The sequence below is a fragment of the Phyllobacterium myrsinacearum genome (assembly GCF_014138285.1).
Lineage (GTDB): Bacteria > Pseudomonadota > Alphaproteobacteria > Rhizobiales > Rhizobiaceae > Phyllobacterium > Phyllobacterium myrsinacearum_A.
Window position 1 is genome coordinate 862,492 of the sequence record NZ_JACGXN010000001.1, and the last position, 21,327, is coordinate 883,818.

Genomic DNA, 21,327 nt, shown 5'->3' on the forward strand with positions numbered 1-21,327 from the left:
CATGGCAGGAAAACAGGAAACCAAGAATGACTTCGCGCCCAAACACCCAAATCGAACTGACCCCCGAGCTTATCGTGGCGGCAGCCGAGGCCAAAGCATGGCCCTTCGAAGAGGCGCAGAAGATCATCAAACGCTACGAAAAGTCCGGATATCCCGACACGATCCTGTTTGAAACCGGTTACGGGCCGTCTGGTCTGCCGCATATCGGCACGTTTGGCGAAGTTGCACGAACGTCGATGGTCCGCCATGCTTTTCGCGTCCTGACGAAGGATAGCATTCAGACCAAGATTCTTTGTTTCTCGGACGACATGGACGGATTGCGCAAGGTTCCGGAAAATGTGCCGAACCGGGAGATGATGGCATCACATCTTGGCAAGCCGCTCAGCCGCATTCCCGACCCGTTCTCCAATGAGTATCCATCGTTCGGCGCGGCCAACAACGCACGGTTGCGGGCGTTTCTGGACCGCTTCGGCTTCGATTACGAATTTGCCTCCGCGACGGACTATTACGCTTCGGGCCGGTTCGATGAGACATTGCTCAAGATGCTGGCAGCCTATGATGATGTCATGAACATCATTCTGCCCACACTCGGCGAAGAACGCCGGGCGACCTACTCGCCGTTTCTCCCCATCAGCCCGACAACCGGGGTTGTCCTGCAGGTACCGATGATCGCCCGCAATGTGCAGAAGGGCACCATCACCTACGAAGATCCCGATACCGGCGAGCATGTAGAAACCGAAGTCACTGGTGGCAAGGTCAAGTGTCAGTGGAAGGCCGACTGGGCTATGCGCTGGACCGCGCTTGGCGTTGACTATGAAATGGCTGGCAAGGACCTGATCGACTCCGTTACCTTGTCATCAAAGATCTGCCGCGCCATTGGTGGCCGTGCACCGGAAGGTTTCAACTACGAGCTCTTCCTCGATGACAAGGGTCAGAAGATTTCCAAGTCGAAGGGCAACGGTCTGACCATCGACGATTGGTTGACCTATGCGCCGACCGAGAGTCTGGCATTGTACATGTTCCAGAAGCCGAAGACGGCGAAGAAGCTCTATTTCGATGTGATCCCGAAGGCCGTGGACGAGTATTTCACATTCTTGTCCGCCTACCAGCGGCAGGAATGGAAGGAGCGTCTCGGCAATCCGGTCTGGCATCAGCATTACGGCAATCCGCCTGTACTCGATATGCCGGTGCCCTTTGCCATGCTGCTCAATCTTGTCAGCGCTTCGAATGCGGAAAATGCCGACGTTTTGTGGGGATTCATCTCCCGTTACGCGCCCGGCGTGACGCAGGAGAACAATCCGAAGCTGAATGAGCTTGTCACTTACGCGATCCGCTACTTCAACGATTTCGTCAAGCCGACCAAAAAGTTCCGCCCTGCTGACGAGGTCGAGCTTGCGGCACTGAAAGCGATTGACGCGCAGCTTGCCGCTTTGCCTGCGGATGCTGATGGTAATACCATCCAGAACGCCATGCTGGACGTCGCCCGGGGTATCGAGCGCTATCAGGACCATACAAAGAAGAGCCCGGAGGGTGGCCCCGGCGTATCGGTCTCCTTCTTCCAGATGCTTTATGAAGTCCTCATCGGGCAGGAACGCGGGCCGCGCTTTGGCTCCTTCGTTGCGCTTTACGGCATCAACGAAACCCGCGCGCTCATCAAAAAGGCGTTGACGGGTCAACTGGCATAGTTCTTCCATATCCGGAGCAAAACCGCGGGAGGAACAGATGATTGACCACACAGGGGTGAATGTCAGCAATTTCGAAGAGAGTAAGAAATTCTATCAGAAAGCTCTTGCCGCCATTGGCTATGAACTGATTGTCGAATTCCCGGCGTCTGTCACCGGGAGCGCTGACGTTGCTGGCTTCGGCGAAGGCGGCAAACCCGATTTCTGGATCGCCAGCGGTAACCCGAACAATCCTCCGTTGCACGTTGCGTTCCGCGTCAGCGATCGTGCGCTGGTTGACGCGTTCCACAAGGCAGCCCTTGAAGGCGGCGGGAGAGACAATGGTCAGCCCGGATTGCGCGCGCACTATCATCCGGATTATTACGGGGCCTTCGTGCACGATCTCGACGGCCACAATATCGAGGCTGTCTGCCACGAACGTTAAGCAGAAACGCTCTACTGCGGTGCTGCTGGGAACGGCGCATCAGGAACGGCTGCAGGCGGTGCCGGCTGCGGCTCCGGGGATGGCAACGGCGTATCGCCGGAAGGCTCAAGCGGCGGTAAATCTCCGATAGCAGGCAGCGTTGGCGGTGGGCTGCCAAAAATGCCACGCTTTGCTTCTGCAGCCTTTTTCATATTCTCAGCCATGGGCGTACCATCGGCAGTCCGTGCCCAACCATTGTCTACAAGCCACGTCGCCAGATCCATCGTGCCAAGTTTGCACTGTGTGGCAAGAAGCGCTTCCGGAGGCTGATCGGGCACATTGCATTCTATGGCTCGTGAACGCAGCCAATTGCGAAAGGCAGTGCGTGCAGCCATGCCGCAGGGCCATGAAGAACCGCCATCAACAGCGCAGGTTTCTTCAGGCGGCACGACATCAATACCCTCGACGGCGATCTTATATCCCGAAGCCTCGACAGTCCCGGCAGCCGTTGCCACCGGCCGATAAAGCAATTTGGGCCTTGCCGTCGTGTCGACGGGTACTGGAGGAGGCGGGGGCGGAGGGGGCGACGCATGCCCTATCTCGCCCAGAGGCTGGCGTGGCTCGATGCGCTGCAGGGGGGCATTCTCCTTGCCTGCAAACGAAAACCCATCCGGATCGACCTGACGGGCGGCAGGTGTTGTTTGCGCCCCGGGAGGCGCCGTTTCTTGCTGGGGCGAAGGTGTATCGGACGAGTTTCCGTCCATGTCGTCGGGTACTTCAAAGTTCTCCGGGACAATCGTCACGTCCTGCCCACTTACACCCGCCGACGGCAAACCGTTATAAAACGGGGAGATAAAGACATAGGCCAAAACGAGCCCGACCAGAATGGTCAGAACGTAAAGCGGTATCCGACGCATAGGAGGAAGACTCCCTGTTATTGGCTGGCCCACAGGATTCGGGCGATCCAGTCGATATGAACGGCATCAAATGTCCGGTTGGCATGCTCCGGATTCATAGATTGCAGTTCAATGGTGCGCGGGGTCTGGCGTGCAAGAATCTTCGCCATGACCTCTCCCTCTTTCGTGCGGACCACAACGCGGTCGCCGCGGCGCACAGGAGCACCCGGGGCAACAATGATTGTATCGCCATCACGATAGAGCGGCAGCATGGACTCGCCGGAAACTTCAAGCGCATAAACTGCGTCTCCGGAGCCGATCGGAAACTCAACCACATCCCAGCCTTGGCCGACAGGAAAACCACCGTCGTCAAAGAAGCCACCGGCACCCGCTTGGGCAAAACCCAGCAGCGGCACAGAGCGCATTGCACTCATGCCGGCCTTTATGCCCTTGCCACCGACGACCAGTGTCATGAACTCATCCAGGGAGGCACCCGTGGCTTCCATGATTTTGGCCAGCGACTCCGTCGAGGGCCAACGGGCACGGCCGTCGACGGCATAGCGCTTGGATTTGTTGAACGTGGTGGGATCAAGCCCGGCGCGCTTCGCCAATCCCGAAACGGAAAGTGAATGACGTTCGGCCAGCGCATCGATGGCCGCCCAGATACGGTCATGTGAAAACATCGGACTCTTCCAGATAAAGGAAAAAATACCTTCACTAAAGTTTTAGGAGGGAATTGGGGAAAAGTCGAGATAAAACGCGGAAAACTTTCTTATATCGCCGCACCCGAACAGCAATGAGGGGATCAGCGAGTGATCCCCTCATGTTTTCATCAAGCAGCCTTTTTCTTCTTCGCTTCAACCGGATAGGGATTGAACCGTTCATAGAACGTGTCGCCCTTCTCGGCCATGTCGACAAGCAGCTTTGGCGCCTTGAACTGAGCACCATATTTGCGCTGCAGGCCCTTTGCGATTTCCACGAACTTCGCCGCGCCGATACCATCGATATAGGACAACGTTCCGCCCGTATAAGGCGCAAAGCCGAAAGCCAGAATCGAGCCGACATCCGCTTCGCGTGGATCGGTGACAATTCCCTCTTCCATGACCCGGGCCGCTTCCAGCGCGATGGTGAACAGGAAGCGCTGCTTCAGTACTTCCACATCGATCTTGTCGGCGTCCTGCTGTGGATACAACGTCTTCAACTCCGGCCACAGATGCTTCTTGGCCGGCTTGGCCGGATAGTCGTAGAAGCCCTTGCCGTTCTTGCGGCCACGGCGGTCATACTTGTCAACAAGCGTGTTGACCAGTTCCACATGCCGCGGATCGACGGCCTTCGGTCCGAGATCGGCAAGCGTTGCCTTGAGGATTTTCTGCGACAGATCGATGGCCGTCTCGTCATTGAGCGCGAGAGGTCCGACCGGCATGCCTGCCATGCGTGCAACATTCTCGATCATTGCCGGCGGAACGCCTTCCACGAGCATGTTGTAGGCTTCGGACATGTAACGCAGGACGCAACGATTGACATAGAAGCCGCGCGTGTCGTTGACGACAATCGGTGTCTTCTTGATCGCCCGCACGTAATCCAGCGCGACGGCCAGTGCCTTTTCCGAAGTCTTCTTGCCGAGGATAACCTCAACCAGCAGCATCTTGTCGACGGGCGAGAAGAAGTGGATGCCGATGAAGTTCTTCGGACGTACCGAAACCTTGGCAAGACCCGTAATCGGCAACGTCGAGGTATTGGACGCAAATACAGCCGCAGGCTTCAGGACGGCTTCCGCCTGTTCCGTCGCTTTGCGCTTGACCTCGCGGTCCTCAAACACGGCTTCGATAACGAGGTCGGCGCCATCAAGTTCGGCATATTGTGTTGTAGCGGTGATCAGACCAAGGAGCTTTTCCTTGTCATCTGCCGTCGCCTTGCCCTTCTGAATGTCCTTGGTGATCAGGTCTGCCGTATGAGCCTTGCCCTTGTCGGCAGCTTCCTGGGTCTGGTCGATCAGAACAACAGAAATACCCGCCTTGGCGGTGACATAAGCGATGCCTGCACCCATGAAACCGGCCCCGATAACACCGACCTTCTTGAACTTGGTCGGCTTGACGTCGGCAGGACGGCGCGCACCCTTGTTCAATTCCTGCAAGGAAACGAACAGCGAGCGGATCATCATGCCCGCTTCCGTGCTCTGCAGAATATTGGTGAAGTAGCGCTGCTCGATCTTCAGCCCCGTATCGAAGGGCACAAGAAGGCCTTCATAGACAGACTTCAGAATGGCTGCAGCGCCCGGATAATTGCCGTAGGTTTCACGGCGCAAAATGGCCGTAGCAGCTGGCCACAGATTGGCACCCGCTGCTGAATAGATTGCGCCACCGGGAAGCTTGAAGCCCTTTTCATCCCATGGCTGAACTGGTTTCAAGCCTGCCTTGATCATTTTCTTGGCAGTTTCGACGAGCTTCTTTGCCGGAGCGATTTCATGCACAAGACCCATGGCCTTGGCACGCGCAGCGGTCAGGCTGGAGCCTGTCGTCATCATCTGCAGGGCGTCCTGCTGATTGGTGAGGCGCGGAACGCGCTGCGTACCGCCGGCGCCCGGGAAAATACCGACCTTGACCTCGGGCAGTGCCATTTTCACCGACGGATCATCGGAGACAACGCGGCCATGACAGGCCAGCGACATTTCGAATGCACCGCCCATGCAGGTACCATTGATCGCCGAAACCCAAGGCTTGCCCGATGTTTCGAGTTTGCGGAACAGGCCGCCCATCTTGCCGGTGTTCTCGAACAGAAGTTCGACCGCCTTCTTGGGGTCTTTGGCTTTTTCGTCCTGGAACAGCTGGAACATGCGCTTGAGCATGGTCAGATCGGCACCGCCTGAGAACGTATCCTTGCCTGACGTGATAACAGCGCCCTTGATGGCTTCATCCTTGGCAACGCGGTCGACGATGGCGTCGAGTTCCTTCATCACCTCTTCGGTGAAGACATTCATCGACTTGTCGGGCATGTCCCAGGTTACGAGCGCAATGCCGTCCGCGTCGACGTCGAATTTGAAGTTTGTATAGCTCATCTTCTGCTCTCCCTCAGACGCGTTCGATAATCGTTGCGGTACCCATGCCGGCACCAATGCACAGTGTTACCAGCGCCACGTTCAGATCACGGCGTTCCAGTTCGTCAAGAACCGTACCAAGGATCATCGCACCGGTTGCACCGAGCGGATGGCCCATGGCAATCGCGCCGCCGTTCACGTTGATCTTGTCCCGCGGAATATTGAAGGCCTGCATGTAGCGCAGCACAACAGCGGCAAAGGCTTCATTCAATTCGAACAGGTCGATATCTGCAATCTTCATCTTGGCGCGCTTGAGCAGCTTTTCCGTGACATCAACCGGGCCTGTCAGCATCAATGCCGGATCGGAACCGATATTGGCAAAGGCGCGGATGCGGGCGCGCGGCTTGGCGCTAAGCGCCTTGCCGGCACTTTTCGAGCCGAGCAGGACACCGGCGGCACCGTCAACAATGCCGGATGAATTACCAGCGTGGTGAACGTGATTGATGGTTTCAACTTCCGGATGCGCCTGAATGCCAACGGCATTGAAGCCGCCCATTTCGCCCGGCATCACGAAGGATGGATTGAGCGATGCGAGCGCCTGCATATCCGTTGTCGGGCGCATGTGTTCATCATGGTCAAGGATGGTCAGGCCGTTCTGATCCTTGATGCTGAGAACGGAATTCTTGAAGTAGCCCTTCTTCCAGGCTTCCCCAGCGCGCTTCTGACTTTCAACGGCATAGGCATCGACATCGTCGCGGGTAAAACCGTATTTCGTGGCGATCAGGTCAGCAGACACGCCCTGTGGCATGAAATAGCCAGGCAGACCCACCGACGGGTCCATGTACCAGGCACCACCGGACATGCCCATGCCGACGCGCGACATGGATTCCACTCCGCCTGCGATGACGATGTCATCGGCACCCTGCACGATCTTGGCAGCAGCAAAATTTACCGCGTCGAGGCCAGAGGCACAGAAGCGCGAAATCTGCATGCCCGGCGCCTTGAAGTCATAGCCAGCTTCAAAGGCCGAGGAACGCGGGATCACGGCACCGGCTTCACCGACGGGATCAACGCAGCCATAAATGATGTCGTCAACCAGTCCCGTATCGAGACCATTGCGGTCGCGCAGCGCTTCCAGCACCTTGGCGCCAAGACGGACGGCGGGCACTTCATGCAGGCTGCCATCCTTTTTGCCCTTGCCGCGCGGCGTGCGGACGTGGTCATAAATATATGCTTCGGCCATTTCATTCTCCCTTTTCGAACCGCAGCTCAGAGGCTGCGGGCGATCAAAAGCTTCATGATTTCATTGGTTCCGCCATAAATCCGCTGGACGCGGGCATCTCGGAACATACGTGCGATCGGATATTCGTTCATATAACCATAGCCGCCATGCAGCTGCAGGCATTCGTCAACGATCTTGTTCTGCAGGTCACTCAGCCAGTATTTCGCCATGGATGCGGTGACAGGATCGAGCCCACCACTGAGATGGCGTTCCACGCAATGATTGTAAAAGACGCGGCCTATCGTGGCCTCCGTCTTCATCTCGGCCAGTTTAAACTGGGTGTTCTGGAAGTCGATGATCGCCTTGCCGAAGGCCTTGCGTTCCTTGACATATTCCGAGGTGATCGCAATGGCGCGTTCAGCCATGGCAATTGCCGTGCCACCGATCTGAAGACGTTCCTGCGGCAATTGCTGCATCAACTGGACAAAGCCCTGCCCTTCCTCGGTTCCGAGCAGGTTTGCGGTCGGCACGCGGACATTGTTGAAGAACAATTCCGACGTGTCGTTTGATTTCAGTCCGACCTTGTCGAGGTTGCGGCCGCGCTCGAAACCTTCCTGCCCGTCCGTCTCGATAACGATCAGCGATGTGCCCTTGGCACCCTGTGCTGGATCGGTTTTCGTCACAACGACAACCAGATTGGCCAACTGGCCATTGGTGATGAAGGTCTTCGAGCCATTGATGACGTATTGATTGCCGTCCTTCTTGGCGCTCGTCTTCACGCCCTGAAGGTCAGAACCAGCACCCGGCTCCGTCATGGCAATGGCGCCGATCAATTCGCCGGTCGCCATCTTCGGCAGCCACTTCTTCTTCTGTTCTTCCGAACCATAGTGAAGAATATAGGGAGCAACGATTGAATTGTGCAGGGCTATACCGAAGCCATCGACGCCGACGTGGCTGATTGCTTCCAGAATGGCGCTTTCATGGGCATAAGTCCCGCCCGAGCCGCCATATTCTTCCGGCATGGAAGCGCACAGCAAGCCGTTCTGCCCTGCAAGCTCCCAAACGGAACGGTCAAAGATTTCCTGTTTTTCAAAACGGTCGTAGTGAGGCAGGACTTCGGCTTCGAGAAATTTCGAAGTCATGTCCTGCAGCATCACTACATCGTCGGTTTTCCAGTCAGGTTTTGGAACGCCCAACACATCTTCCGGCCGAATAGACATCTCTAACCTCCCTAGAAATCACCCTTCGTCACAAACTAGGGCCTCCGCCCCGTTTCGTTTGATCAGAATGCTTCTGCAGCCAGCGTCATCATTGTGTCCGCGCCGGTCTGGATGCGGGCAAGATGGGCCGATGTTTCAGGCATGACCCGCTCCATGAAGAATTTGCCCGTGACAAGCTTCGTCTCGTAAAAATCCTTCTTCCCTGCGCCCTCTGCCAGTTTCGCATGGGATGCCTTGGCAATCTGCGCCCACATATAGCCGAGAGAAACCAGACCGAAGAGATGCATATAATCGGTCGAAGCCGCACCGGCATTATCCGGATTCGCCATGCCGTTCTGCATCAGCCACATGGAAGCGGCCTGCAGATCATTGAGACCTTTCTTCAGATGCTTGGTGAAGAAGGCAAGCTTCTCGTCACCGCGGTTCTCCTCGCAAAAATCACCGACTTCCTTGAAGAAGGCCATAACAGCGCGGCCGCCATTGGCACCAAGCTTGCGGCCCACGAGGTCGAGCGCCTGAACGCCATTGGCACCTTCATAGATCATGGCAATGCGCGCATCGCGCACATACTGGCTCATGCCGTGCTCTTCGATGTAGCCATGACCGCCATAGACCTGCTGGGCCATGACAGCATGCTCAAAACCCTTGTCCGTCAGGACACCCTTGAGAATGGGGGTCATCAGACCGAGAATGTCATCGGCAATCTGCTTGTCACCCTCGTCGTCGGAGCGATGCGCGACATCGGACTTGAGCGCGGACCACAGAATGAAAGCACGGCCCGCCTCGTTGAATGACTTGATCGTCATCAGAATGCGGCGAATATCCGGATGGACGATGATCGGATCAGCTTTCTTGTCCGATGCCTTCGGACCGGTCAAGGAACGGCCCTGAATGCGCTCGCGTGCATATTCCACAGCATTCTGGTAGGCGATTTCACCGATGGACAGACCCTGCAGCGCAACGCCAAGACGGGCCTCGTTCATCATCGTGAACATGGCGCGCAGCCCCTTGTTCTCGCCGCCGATCAGATAGCCCGTGGCTTCGTCATAGTTCATCACGCAGGTCGAGTTGGCGTGGATACCCATCTTCTCTTCGATCGAGCCACAGGACACGCCATTGCGGGTACCGGCATTGCCGCTGTCGTCAAGATTGAACTTCGGCACGATGAACAGGGAAATACCTTTCACGCCTTCCGGTGCACCCTCGATACGGGCAAGTACCAGATGGATGATGTTTTCGGACATGTCGTGCTCACCGGCTGAGATGAAAATCTTCTGGCCGGAAATCTTGTAGGAGCCATCGGCATTAGGCACAGCCTTGGTGCGCAGCAGGCCCAGATCCGTGCCGCAATGCGGCTCGGTGAGGTTCATGGTACCGGTCCACGTGCCATCGACCATCTTCGGCAGATAGGTCTGCTTCTGGTCATCGGTACCATGGGTCAGAATTGCAGCAATCGCGCCCTGCGTCAGGCCTGGATACATAACCAGCGCCATATTGGCTGATGACATGTATTCACCAACAGCCACATGCAACGCGTAGGGCAAACCCTGACCGCCGAATTCCGCAGGTATGGACAGGCTCATCCAACCGCCTTCGCGGTACTGGTCAAAGGCAGCCTTGAACCCTTTCGGTGTTGTGACGGTGCCGTCCGCATGACGCACACAACCTTCATGATCACCGGACTGATTGATCGGAAACAATGTGTTTTCGGCCAGCTTGGCGCCTTCGCTCAGGATCGCTTCGACAATATCCGGCGATGCATCGGCGAAACCTGGCAGATTGTTGTAGCGTTCGTAGCCCAGGACATCATTGAGAATGAAAAGCGTGTCTTCAACGGGCGCGCGATAACTCGGCATCAGTTTCCTCCAAAACATAAACGAGCAAAACGGCCCGGAGACTTCGGTGCCGTCGGATTTTTCATCTCTCTAGCAAATTTTGACGTTTCCGTAAACGTCAAAATTTTGTGAACTTTTGCTCCTGTGGATCAATCTTCCCGAATTGGGCGTTTCATTCAATGAGAACGTCAGCTCTTATGCCTACAGATGTGGTTAAAGGGCTGCAAACTGCAGCCGCATTGTGCGTGGTTCGACAAGCTCACCATGAGGGAGAGTGAGGATTGCAGGGAGTCAGGCTTTGCAAGATTATTTAAACTGCTCCGCTGACGATTAGCATGCAGCCCACCCATCTCCCTCATGGTGAGCTTGTTGAACCACGTACAATGCGATTGCAATCCACGTCTTCTTCTCCACGGCATCTATACGTATACGGCCTTTGCGACAAACAGAGCAGAGTTGACTACGAAGCACTATCCAAGGTGCGGACCGCGAATACAAACTATCACATTTTTAACGTTTGCAGCCCATCCCTTAACCACTTGTTTACCACGTTTCGCCAATGTCACGGTGTCGGTGAACCGTGTCTATGAGTGATTTGTTTTTCACGGCTTGTCGGACCGCACGGGCAGACAGTCCCGGCTTTCCGGATAGCAATGTGCAGAACGCATCTTTGACCTTCGGAAGACCGAGACAAGATGAAGCCAGAGTGGCAGGTGAACATCACCACCACTTCCGGCCCTGCTCCGTGGGACAGAATTAACCCGCCAGATTACTGGCGTAAACACGGCAAAGCAGGCGTCCATGACGAACCAAAGGTCACTACTTGAACAGGTCAATGTGAACCGCTCACGTCGCGACACCACATCGCTGGACAGTATCAACCGCACGCTCGAGGCCCTGGAAACCCAGCTGCGCGAGACCATGGAGCCGGACTATCCCGACAATGACGGTCAGAGTGACATTGCCGATCGTTTCGCCGCCCTCGCCTCGCGCGCCGGTGGCACACCTGTTTCAAGGTCAAGACCATCCGACGATCTGCCAGCCTTTGCCAGCAAACCACAAAACGGCAAGCACGACCTTTCTGCTATCGCAGCCCGCATCAAGCAGTTGCGCGAAGAAATGCGCGACGACGCGCGTGCACCGGTACGCCCCCATGCCGAACCGCATACGGAAACCTTGCAGCGCCTGCATCAGTCGACCGCAAGCCGCAATCTGGACAACACGTCCGGTCGCGCGGACAATGGCCATCTGTCGATGTTGCGCGGTGATCTTGATGAGTTGAAGCGCACTGTTACGACACTTGCCCGCGAGGAATCGGTGAAGAGCCTTAACCACCGCTGGGATGCGATGGACGAGCGTTTCGACGCATTCCGCCAGGATCATCCTCTGGGAGGCCGACTCGACCAGATCCGCCAAGCCGTGGACGTCCTGCCGCAATCCATTCCGCTGAAGAAGGTTGAAGACAAGCTCAAGACACTGGCAAGCGCTGTGGAACAGATGTCTCGCACGGGTAGTATATCGGGCGTTAACGGTGACTTCATGCGTCAGATGGACGAACGGCTGGATGAAATCAGCCGCGCCATCGTTGCAACGGCCCGCCCTGTCCAGACGAATCATGTCGATACCGATGCCTTTGAGCGCCTTGAAGCACGTATCGCAACATTGAGCAGCAAGGTCGAGGCAGTTGCCTATGACCGCACCTCTGACACGATCCTTCAGCGCATGGGCGAACTGGCCGAACGGGTTGACCATCTGGCGGCAATCCGCGCAGCACCAGCGGTCAATCTCGATGCGCTGTCGGAACAGCTGTCGGCCGTTACCCGTCATCTCGAAAACACACCGGCATCCATCAGCATTTCTGATTTCCGTGATCTTGAAGACCGGGTCCTGCACATTATCCACCGGTTGGAAACGACACCACCGCAGGCGCCTGCTGCCGCTCCTGCATTCATGGATCAGATTGATCAACGTTTTGAGGAGTTGACCAGGCGACTCGATGACCATCACATGATGGCCGAGCACAGCGATATCCGGCTGACAGACAATCTTGAAGCCCGCTTTGACGATATGGCCCGCTATATCGCCCAGAATGTCCCGCAGGCAGATGGCTCGAACGATGCCATTCGCAGTCTCGAACTGCAGATCGCCGGTCTCGCCGAACATCTCTCGCATTCCAACGATCGCTATGCGGAATTCGCCGCTATTCCGCCGCGCCTCGACGCAATCGAAGAATCGATTGCCATGAATCGCGACTTTGTCGTGGAAGCCGCACGTCAGGCCGCATCGGAGGCCATCCGCAATTCAGCCAATTTCGGCAACGCCCATGATGGCGCCATCGCACGTGAACTCGCAGACGACCTGAAGATACTGGAAAGCCTCGCCCGCAAGTCGGAAGACCGCAACTCCAAGACCTTCGAAGCCATTCACGATACTCTACTGAAGATTGTTGATCGTCTGGGTTCTCTGGAAGGTGGCACGGCTCATGGAACGCGTGTCCCGGCAACCTCGAAGGCCATGGCAACGGTCGATGCCTATGAAGCGCCATATAGTGCAGCGGAGGCGGTGTTTGAAACACCCGTCTTTTCCAAGCTTGATGATGTTTCGACGCAAATGACATTGGCCGGAGATGATGCCGGCGCGATGGACCAAGCTGCTCCGGCGCGCAAATCCTTGCTTGGCAGCCTCACCCGCAGCGTGAAATCCCGCAGCAAGCAGGAACAGGCGCATCGGGAACCAACCATCGAGACCATCGATACGGACGAAAAGGACGATGACAGGGCCAGCCTTGATTCCGAGCTTCTGAACCGGCCGCTCGAACCTGGCTCCGGCATGCCCGATCTGAACTCCATACTCAAGCGCGTCCGTGATGAACGCCGCGAGATGAACATTGCAGGCGATACCGGCGTTGGCAAAGCCGATTTCATAGCCGCAGCACGCCGGGCAGCTCAGGCCGCCGCCGCCGAGGTCGAAAACCAGACGCGCGGCTCCAGTCGGAGCAGGGATGCAGCGGAAGGCAAGAAGGGCAGCCTTCTTGCACGCCAGCGTAAACCCATTCTCCTCGCTATCGGCGCCATCATGATTGCGATCGCCGGTCTTCAACTGAAGAATGCATTCTTCAGCGGCCCTGCTGCTGTTACCAGCGAGACAAGCTCAATGGCAGCACCAGTGGTGCCTCCGGTCGAGCAAAAGGCGCAAATTGCCGCGCCAGTTGCTCCAGTACCACGCGATGCAACCCCACCCGCTGCCGCGCCACAGACTTCGGTGGAAAACACACAGTCAGACGATCAGGCCGCTGCACCAGCCCCGACACAGGAGACTGTCAGCAGTCTCATTGCCGCACAGTCCACCGATACACCGGCAACAGATGTGCCAGCTTCAGCAAAGGTCGATACGACTGTAACACCGATCCCAGCCATCCCTGTCGAAGCTGGGCCCGAACCGCTACGCGAAGCGGCAGCCGAAGGCAACCCCAAAGCCCTGTTTGAAATCGGGGATCGCTATATGGATGGGCGCGGTGTCCAGAGCGATTATGCCAAAGCAGCCGGATGGTACACTCTTGCCGCCGACAAAGGCTTTGCGCCCGCACAATACCGTCTGGGCAATTTTTCTGAGAAGGGCCTTGGCGTTCCCCGCGACCTTGCCAAAGCGAAAACCTATTATCAACTGGCTGCCGAACAGGGCAATGCCAGCGCAATGCACAATCTTGCCGTGCTGTTTGCGGCCGGCGCGAACGGTGCACCGGACAATGAATCCGCCGCCATGTGGTTTACGAAAGCCGCCGAGCTCGGTGTCAAGGACAGCCAGTTCAATCTGGCCATTTTATCCGCCAAGGGCATGGGTGTTCCGCAGAACCTTGAAGAAAGCTACAAGTGGTTTGCGCTGGCTGCCAATGCCGGCGACAAGGATGCGGGCCAAAAGCGCGATGACGTGGCCAAGGTCATGACGCCGGATCAGCTGACACGGGCCCGCGAAGCCACCGAACTCTGGAAGCCGAAGGTGATGAATCCGGAAACCAACGCGCTGAGCACACCGGACGAATGGCGCGAGAGTCCGACCACGACAGGTTCGGTCGACATGGGAAAGGCAATCCGCAATATCCAGCTGATCCTCAATAAGAACGGCTATGATGCGGGCGGTTCGGACGGCAGGATGGGTGCGAAAACCCGCGACGCCATCATGGCTTTCCAGAAGAGCAACGGATTGAAGCCAACGGGCAATATCGACAAGGATCTGGTCAAACGCCTGCTCGAAAAGAATACCTAAATCGACAGGGACGGCTGTTGCGACAAATGGTTTCGTGTTTGGGGTAACACGTTGACCTCTCAGCAGTCATTGTTTGACTTGACGCGCGGCTGAGGGCAAGAAACTTTAAAGCATCCTGTGACAGTCTGTGCGCAGAATGCATTAAAGAATTTCTGTCATCATGGTGTGCGAACAATCGCCACAACGCCGTGATGGGTTCGGGGTCTGAATTGGGTATCTACCTGCCAATAGCCGAGATTTCGGTCAATATCTTCGTGCTATTCGGCATGGGGGCAGCGGTTGGATTCTTGTCGGGCATGTTCGGCGTCGGTGGCGGATTTCTCATCACGCCATTGCTGATCTTCTACAATATTCCCCCGGCTGTTGCTGTTGCCACCGGTGCAAACCAGGTTATCGCATCATCGTTCACCGGCGCTCTGACGCACTTCAAACGCGGCTCGCTCGACGTGAAGCTCGGGACATTGCTTGTCATCGGCGGTATTGTCGGCGCAGCTGTCGGTATCTACGTCTTCGTGCTTTTGCGCGAACTCGGACAGCTCGATCTCATTGTATCGCTGCTTTATGTTATCTTCCTGAGCACCATCGGCGGCCTGATGCTGCTTGAAAGCATCCGGTCCATGCGGAGGACAAAAGCAGGCCAGCTTTCCACACTCAAGAAACCTGGACAACACAATTGGGTGCACCGCCTGCCCTTCAAGATGCGGTTTCGCGCCTCGAAAATTTATGTGAGCATTATCCCGATCCTGGCGCTGGGCGCCGCCATCGGCTTTCTCTCCTCTATCATGGGTGTTGGCGGCGGCTTCATCATGGTACCGGCCATGATCTACCTTCTTAAAGTGCCGACCAACGTGGTTATCGGCACGTCGCTCTATCAGATCGTTTTCGTGACCGCTTTCACCACCGTCATGCAGGCAACGACCAACCAGTCGGTCGACATCGTGCTGGCCTTCCTGTTGATGAGTGGCGGTGTCATCGGTGCGCAGTACGGCACGCGTATTGGCCAGAAGCTGCGCGGCGAACAATTGCGCGCGCTGCTCGCCACGCTAGTTCTCGCTGTAGGCCTGCGTCTTGCCATCGAACTTTTTGTGACACCTGACGATCTTTATTCGATCGCCATAGCACTCGTGACACCGGGGGCATCATGAAACCCCTGACGGCTCTTCTGTTCCTGCTTGTCATTATCTCCGTGTTGGTCAGCCCTCTAAATGCTGTGGCGCAGCAGATTCCCGGCAACAAGGAGACGGTTGAAATCGGGCTGTCGACCGATACCATCGCGATTACTTCAGGGTTTCGCGGCACCGACCTGACCGTGTTCGGTGCACTCGACAATGCCGATCCTCTGATTCAACGACAGGGCCGTTACGATATCGTCGTTATCCTGCAGGGACCGGAGCGTAATTTTGTCGTGCGCCGCAAGGACCGGTTTTTTGGCGTCTGGGTCAACGCGGAGTCAGTGACATTTCAGCATATTCCGGCTTCCTATTCACTGGCCTCGACACGCAATCTTCAGGACATTGCCGTCCCCAAGACATTTGCCCAACTGGCGCTCGGCGTGAACAATATCTTTTACGAGCCCATGCCTGACGGCTTCGATTCCAGTGCGTCGCTGCGGGAATTCACCAAGGAGCTGCCGCGACTGAAGCTCAAGCAGAACCTGTACAGCCAGCGTCCTGGTGACGTGCAATTCCTGTCATCTACCCTCTTCCGCGCAACATTGTCCCTGCCAGCCAATGTGCCGGTCGGCAAACACGTGGCCCGCGCCTTTCTGTTCCGCAACGGCGAATTCCTGCGCGAAAGCTCGACAAGCCTGAATATCGTGAAAGCGGGTCTGGAGTATCGTATCTACAAGGCCGCCCATGAGAACAGCTTGCTCTACGGCCTGTTTGCGGTGTTTCTGGCCGTCTTTACCGGCTGGATGGGCCGTCTGATGTTCAGGAAAGACTGATCAGGCCCGCTTGGAGACGACAATCAGTCCCTGCAAGGGCTCTCCCCGATCAAAGCGGATCGCCTCGCGGTCAATTGTCGACGGAACCAGGCCATGGTCGGCCAACAGTCTTCGTACATAATCTTCCGAATGGGTATAGCGCAGCGAGGGCTGCAGGATGAGCTCTCCTTCCTCGGCATGGGTTTCGACCGAGAAGGCGAACAGCCCATCGTTGCTCAGGGCCGCGACAAGACGACTAACCGCTTTGTCGAGATCGCCAACATAGACAAAGACATCCGCGGCAATGATGAGATCGGCAGATCCAGCAGGATAATCGAGTTCGTTGATATCGCCCTTGAAGAGGCGGTCATAAACGTGCTTTTCCTCGGCCTTCTGCAACATGGCCTCGGAAAGGTCCATGCCCGCCATGTGGTCCACACCCGTCCGGAAATAATCCCCCATCAGTCCGGTACCGCAGCCAACATCCAGCATGGAATGGTAACGTCTTCCCGGCGCTGCAGCCTTGATGGCGTTAGCCAGCAGTTCTGGCACACGATAATGCAGCTTTTCCAGAAGGGCCGTCTCAAAAGTCGGCGCATAGGCGTCAAACAGGGTCTCGACATAGGCCGCCGGCGGATTATCCGGCACCAAGGCATAACCGGAGGCCGCCAGTTTGAGCGTTGCGCCAAAGCGATCGTCGGGATCCAGTTCCAGAAGGCGGCGCCACGTTTCCGCCGCTGCATCCTCGTCCCCGGCCGCATCCTCCATCTCGCCCAGACGAAACAGACCGGCGGTCCATTCCGGAACGATTTCCAGGGCCTGCCGCATCAGGTCGGCGGCGGCCACATGGTCACCGGACTCGAAAAGCATGTCCGCATAGGAAGCGCGGCGGTCCGCGATCAGATCACCGGAGGACAGGAACGCCCGTGCCATACTGGTTCAGTTCGCGACCAGAACGCGGATGGAAAAGATGTCAATCGATTTGCCCGTGCGGGCAATATCCGAGTTGATCTTGATGAAACCGCCTGCGGCGGGCTTTTTGCCTTCCGGAAACTGCAACTCGAACAGATATTCATTGCTCGCATCAGTGACATCGTAACGCTTGCGTCCGCAATCGCCGAGTGTGCCAAAATCGCAACTTACAGCCATTTGCGTGGAGGAACCGTCCTCGGCCTTGGCAATAATATCAAAGATCGCATGCTTGCCTGCCAGTTGCTGGAGAACGCCCTGCCCCACCTGGAAGGTGACATCGTCGTTCTCGCCGGGAGACTTGATCCGTACGAACTTCTGCACATTGTCTCCGGCGACGCTCGCGGTTGCCCGGCCCGCCATCGAAACGCGGGTCATATCGGACGGGTCAAAAATCGATATCCAGCTGCCGTCGGCAGAAAGCTGCCCTTCCTTCATCGGCTCATGACTGCCCGCCGCCGGGCCGCTGCTCGATGCAGGCGGTGTGCTGCCGGATGGCTTTGAGTTGATCAAACCCGATGCAACCAGCCATAGCACGCCGATCGCAACCAACAGAACGACAAAGATGATAATGAATTTGGTGAGGCCGCGTGCCTTCTGGCGTTCGCGTGTCTTTTTCTCACGGGGCTGGTTGTAGGCGGGACGGTAATTGTCGGCGCGCCTGTTGTCTGTTGCTCCAAGATCGGAATCAAGAGAAGGGTCAAGCGACGGCTCAACGCGGCCAGCCGGCGGCTGCCGCCGCTGTGCAGGCTCGACCGAAATGGATGGTTCGCGCCGCTCTGCAACGGGTTCTGGCGCGATATGCGAAGGATTGCGCGCTTCGCCCTCGATGCGGGTGATTGCCGCTTTCAAGCGCTCGCGACGCTCCTCGCGCTCGCTTTCATCCAGCGCACCATTGGCGGTCAGGGAGCGCTCATGGGCGGTCCATGCTGATTCGTAAATTTTCTGACGAACGGCAGGATTGCTCACATCCGCTTTGGCGAAAGCATTCCGGATGGCTTGTTCAATCGCTTCCAACTGGACGATTTCCCCTTCAAAGCAGCTCGTATGACTCGGGTAGGCATAGACGATTTGACTGCTTATTCAAGACTACCGCGGCGCAATGATGGCGGTTTTCGTCCGAAGTGATGCTCTGTACAAAGCGAATAACCCCCGGCATCCCACGAGAGCGGGCGACCGGGAGATCAAAATTCAGATGAAACGGCTGAGAAATGCCCTGGTGCGTGGATGTTGCGGATTGCCGAGAACGTCTTCGGGTTTACCCTGTTCGACGATGTAGCCATCATCCATGAAAATCACCCGGTCAGCAGCTTCCCGTGCAAAACCAATCTCATGCGTGACGACAATCATGGTGAGCCCCTGATCCGCCAGGTCGCGCATGGTTGCCAGCACCTCGCCAACCAGTTCCGGATCAAGCGCCGAAGTCGGTTCGTCGAACAGCATCAGCTTGGGCCGGATTGCAAGTGCCCGTGCAATGGCAACCCGTTGCTGCTGCCCGCCGGACAATTGCCGGGGATAGGCGTCGGCCTTGTGCGTAAGCCCGACACGAGCAAGCAGTTCCATCCCGAGTTCGGTGGCTTCCCGGCGGCTTTGCTTGTGTACGCCGATCGGCGCCTCGATGATGTTCTGCAGGGCGGTCATGTGCGGATAGAGATTGAACTGCTGGAATACCATGCCAATCTGCCGCCGCTGCACTGCGATAGCCCTCGCCGGGAGTTTGTTTAGCCTGCCATTGCGCAAGGAATAACCAATCTGTTCCCCGGCAACGACAATCGAACCGCGGTCGATCGCTTCCAGGTGGTTGATGCAGCGCAGGAAGGTGGATTTCCCCGAACCGGAAGGACCAAGAACGACCACGACTTCACCCGGCGCAACGTCGAGATCGATACCCTTCAACACCTCCACCTCGCCGAAAGACTTATGAACATTTCGGGCACGCACCAGTGCTTCACCCGGTTCGGTGCCGTTCATCGAGAATTGAGCAGTCATTTACTCACCTCCTGAGCCATGGCTGGAACTGCCGTTACCGTGTTCGCAGCAGCAACAACCTTGTCCTGCTTTCTGGGCGTTGACGAGCCGCGTTCACCACGGCCGTAATAGCGCTCGATGAAGCCCTGTCCGACGTTGAGGATGGACGTGATGAACAGATACCAGATGACGGCCACCATCAGCATCGGGATGACCTCGAAGGTCCTGTTGTAGACAGCTTGCACCGAATAGAGCAGATCGGCCATGGCAATGACGCTGACAAGCGACGTCGCCTTGATCATGCTGATCAACTGATTGCCCGTCGGCGGCACGATTGAACGCATGGCCTGAGGAATGACGATACGCCGCAAGGCGCGGGTGCGTGTCATGCCGAAAGCTTCCGTCGTTTCGATCTGGCCCTTGTCGACGGACAGAAGACCGCCGCGAATAATTTCAGCCATATAGGCCGCTTCGTTGAGCGCAAGGCCGGCAATGGCAGCCGTCATCGGCGTGATCAGGTCATTGGTGTTCCAGCTGGCCAGCGTCGGGCCGAAGGGAATAGCAATGGAAATTTCCGGAAACAACGTCGAAAGATTGTACCAGAAAATCAGCTGGACCAGCAGCGGCGTACCGCGGAAAAACCAGATGTAAAGACCGGCAAGCGAGCTGGCGAGCCGGTCGTTCGACATACGGGCAATGGCAAGAACAAGTCCGATGATCACGCCGATGGCCATGGCGACAACAGTCAGGCCAAGCGTGACATAGAGCCCCCGCAAAACGGTGGCTTCGGTGAACCATTGAAACACGATCGGCCAGCCAAAATTTTCGTTGTTGGCGACGATCCAGAGGAAGTTCGCCGCAATGAGAAGCGTGATGCCCCACAAGAGCCAGCGATCTGTTCGAAAGGGCTTGTGCGCATTCGCCACATCGCGAAGCGCAGCCTCTGCATCGCCCTTGGGCGATGCCAATGCTTGCATGTTCTGGGTCATTTTGCAGCTTTACCCGCGAGATTGATCCCGGGCTCCTTCAACATGTTCTTCTCAAGGCCCCACTTTTTCAGAATGGCCGCATAGGTGCCATTGTCCATGAGAGTCTTGATGCTCTCCAGCAGAACCGCACCAAGCGGTGAGCCCTTGGCAACCACGGCGCCTTGAAAGATATCGTCAAAACCGTTCTTCAGACCGGTGCCCGTCAATTCAAGCTGACCATTGGCTTGCTCAACGAAATAGATCAGCGGTGCCTGCGAGGAGAAGAACGCGTCGGACCGTTTTGAGCGAACAGCCAGAATCGAGGTGGGCTGATCGGTGAAGGACTGGACCTCGATGGCTGCTTTACCATCCTTCGTGCATTTTTCCGCCTGTTCCTTGATCACCTTTTCGGCGGAGCCACCAGCCATGACGGCGATGCGGCTGCCACAGGTGTTGTCGAGCGAGGTAATGCCCTTAGGATTGCCTTTCTGCACGGCGAACACCACGAACTCCTGCACATAGTCGACAAAGTCGTTCGCACCCTGACGGGAGGGATAATCGCCAACAGGACCCATCGCGAACTGATAGCGGCCGGAATTGATGCCGCTCAAGAGCGCCGGAAGGCCGCTGACTGTCGCGTGCTTGATCTCAATCCCCCACAACTCGCCGACAGCCTTGGTCAGATCGGCGCTAGCGCCCTGCATCTCCGTATTGCCGGTGACGATCTCATAAGGTGGAAAGGAGCCATTATTGACAGAGGTGATGCTTCCCGCCTTGCGGATGTCCTCGGGCAGCTTGGCCCGCAGGGCCTCGTTGACCGTTTGCTTGGCGATAACCACCTCCTCGGCCATCGCAGGCGTAGCAATCAGCGTTGCTGCAAACAGAGCGGTAAAAGTCAGATGTTTGAGTTTCATTATATTCCCCTTTTTTATTATCTCTTGAA

General features: G+C 56.8%; 16 protein-coding genes. 5 read left to right on the plus strand and 11 right to left on the minus strand.

Annotation, left to right across the window (positions count from 1 at the left end; genetic code table 11):
* Positions 1-26 precede the first annotated feature (26 nt).
* Both FHW16_RS04350 and FHW16_RS04355 read left to right on the plus strand, forming a co-directional pair.
* Entirely contained in the window at positions 27-1,685 is a 1,659-nt protein-coding gene (locus FHW16_RS04350; protein ID WP_182547903.1) for a lysine--tRNA ligase, read from the plus strand.
* Positions 1,686-1,722: 37 nt separating this feature from the next.
* On the plus strand, positions 1,723-2,106 hold the full coding sequence (locus FHW16_RS04355) for a VOC family protein (protein ID WP_182547904.1): 384 nt from the start codon (positions 1,723-1,725) through the stop codon (positions 2,104-2,106).
* Between the two features lie 11 nt (positions 2,107-2,117).
* Here the strand turns inward: FHW16_RS04355 and FHW16_RS04360 are convergent, their stop codons facing one another.
* From FHW16_RS04360 to FHW16_RS04385, 6 genes are all read right to left on the minus strand, one after another.
* Positions 2,118-3,002: a thermonuclease family protein gene (locus FHW16_RS04360; protein ID WP_182547905.1), complete on the minus strand. Its 885-nt coding sequence runs from the start codon at positions 3,000-3,002 to the stop codon at positions 2,118-2,120.
* 17 nt (positions 3,003-3,019) lie between these two features.
* Complete coding sequence (locus FHW16_RS04365; RefSeq protein WP_182547906.1) at positions 3,020-3,664, minus strand: S24 family peptidase; 645 nt, start codon at positions 3,662-3,664, stop codon at positions 3,020-3,022.
* Positions 3,665-3,813: 149 nt separating this feature from the next.
* Positions 3,814-6,036, minus strand: a complete 2,223-nt coding sequence (locus tag FHW16_RS04370) for an FAD-dependent oxidoreductase (protein ID WP_182547907.1) — start codon at positions 6,034-6,036, stop codon at positions 3,814-3,816.
* Between the two features lie 13 nt (positions 6,037-6,049).
* Complete coding sequence (locus tag FHW16_RS04375) at positions 6,050-7,258, minus strand: acetyl-CoA C-acetyltransferase (protein ID WP_182547908.1); 1,209 nt, start codon at positions 7,256-7,258, stop codon at positions 6,050-6,052.
* Positions 7,259-7,284: 26 nt separating this feature from the next.
* Entirely contained in the window at positions 7,285-8,457 is a 1,173-nt protein-coding gene (locus FHW16_RS04380) for an acyl-CoA dehydrogenase family protein (RefSeq protein WP_182547909.1), read from the minus strand.
* Between the two features lie 62 nt (positions 8,458-8,519).
* On the minus strand, positions 8,520-10,313 hold the full coding sequence (locus tag FHW16_RS04385) for an acyl-CoA dehydrogenase C-terminal domain-containing protein (RefSeq protein WP_182547910.1): 1,794 nt from the start codon (positions 10,311-10,313) through the stop codon (positions 8,520-8,522).
* A gap of 780 nt (positions 10,314-11,093) precedes the next feature.
* Between FHW16_RS04385 and FHW16_RS04390 the strand changes: the two genes are divergently transcribed.
* The 3 genes from FHW16_RS04390 (at position 11,094) to FHW16_RS04400 (ending at position 16,500) form a co-directional block, all read left to right on the plus strand.
* Positions 11,094-14,555, plus strand: coding sequence for a peptidoglycan-binding protein (locus tag FHW16_RS04390; RefSeq protein ID WP_182547911.1), 3,462 nt, complete (start codon positions 11,094-11,096; stop codon positions 14,553-14,555).
* A 191-nt stretch (positions 14,556-14,746) separates the two neighbouring features.
* Positions 14,747-15,700 (plus strand): sulfite exporter TauE/SafE family protein, encoded by a 954-nt coding sequence (locus FHW16_RS04395; protein WP_182547912.1) that lies wholly within the window; start codon positions 14,747-14,749, stop codon positions 15,698-15,700.
* Positions 15,697-16,500 (plus strand): TIGR02186 family protein, encoded by an 804-nt coding sequence (locus FHW16_RS04400; RefSeq protein ID WP_182547913.1) that lies wholly within the window; start codon positions 15,697-15,699, stop codon positions 16,498-16,500. The genes FHW16_RS04395 and FHW16_RS04400 overlap by 4 nt, the downstream gene beginning before the upstream one ends.
* Here the strand turns inward: FHW16_RS04400 and FHW16_RS04405 are convergent, their stop codons facing one another.
* The 5 genes from FHW16_RS04405 to FHW16_RS04425 form a co-directional block, all read right to left on the minus strand.
* Positions 16,501-17,412, minus strand: a complete 912-nt coding sequence (locus FHW16_RS04405) for a methyltransferase domain-containing protein (RefSeq protein WP_182547914.1) — start codon at positions 17,410-17,412, stop codon at positions 16,501-16,503.
* Between the two features lie 6 nt (positions 17,413-17,418).
* The gene (locus FHW16_RS04410; protein ID WP_182547915.1) at positions 17,419-18,465 is read right to left on the minus strand and encodes a hypothetical protein; all 1,047 of its coding nucleotides are present in this window, start codon (positions 18,463-18,465) and stop codon (positions 17,419-17,421) included.
* A 174-nt stretch (positions 18,466-18,639) separates the two neighbouring features.
* The gene (locus FHW16_RS04415) at positions 18,640-19,419 is read right to left on the minus strand and encodes an amino acid ABC transporter ATP-binding protein (RefSeq protein WP_182548918.1); all 780 of its coding nucleotides are present in this window, start codon (positions 19,417-19,419) and stop codon (positions 18,640-18,642) included.
* Positions 19,420-19,433: 14 nt separating this feature from the next.
* Positions 19,434-20,405: an amino acid ABC transporter permease gene (locus FHW16_RS04420; protein ID WP_182547916.1), complete on the minus strand. Its 972-nt coding sequence runs from the start codon at positions 20,403-20,405 to the stop codon at positions 19,434-19,436.
* A complete protein-coding gene (locus tag FHW16_RS04425; protein ID WP_182547917.1) occupies positions 20,402-21,298 on the minus strand; it encodes an ABC transporter substrate-binding protein in 897 nt (298 codons plus the stop codon). Before FHW16_RS04425 ends, FHW16_RS04420 begins: the two co-directional genes overlap by 4 nt.
* Between the last annotated feature and the right edge of the window lie 29 nt (positions 21,299-21,327).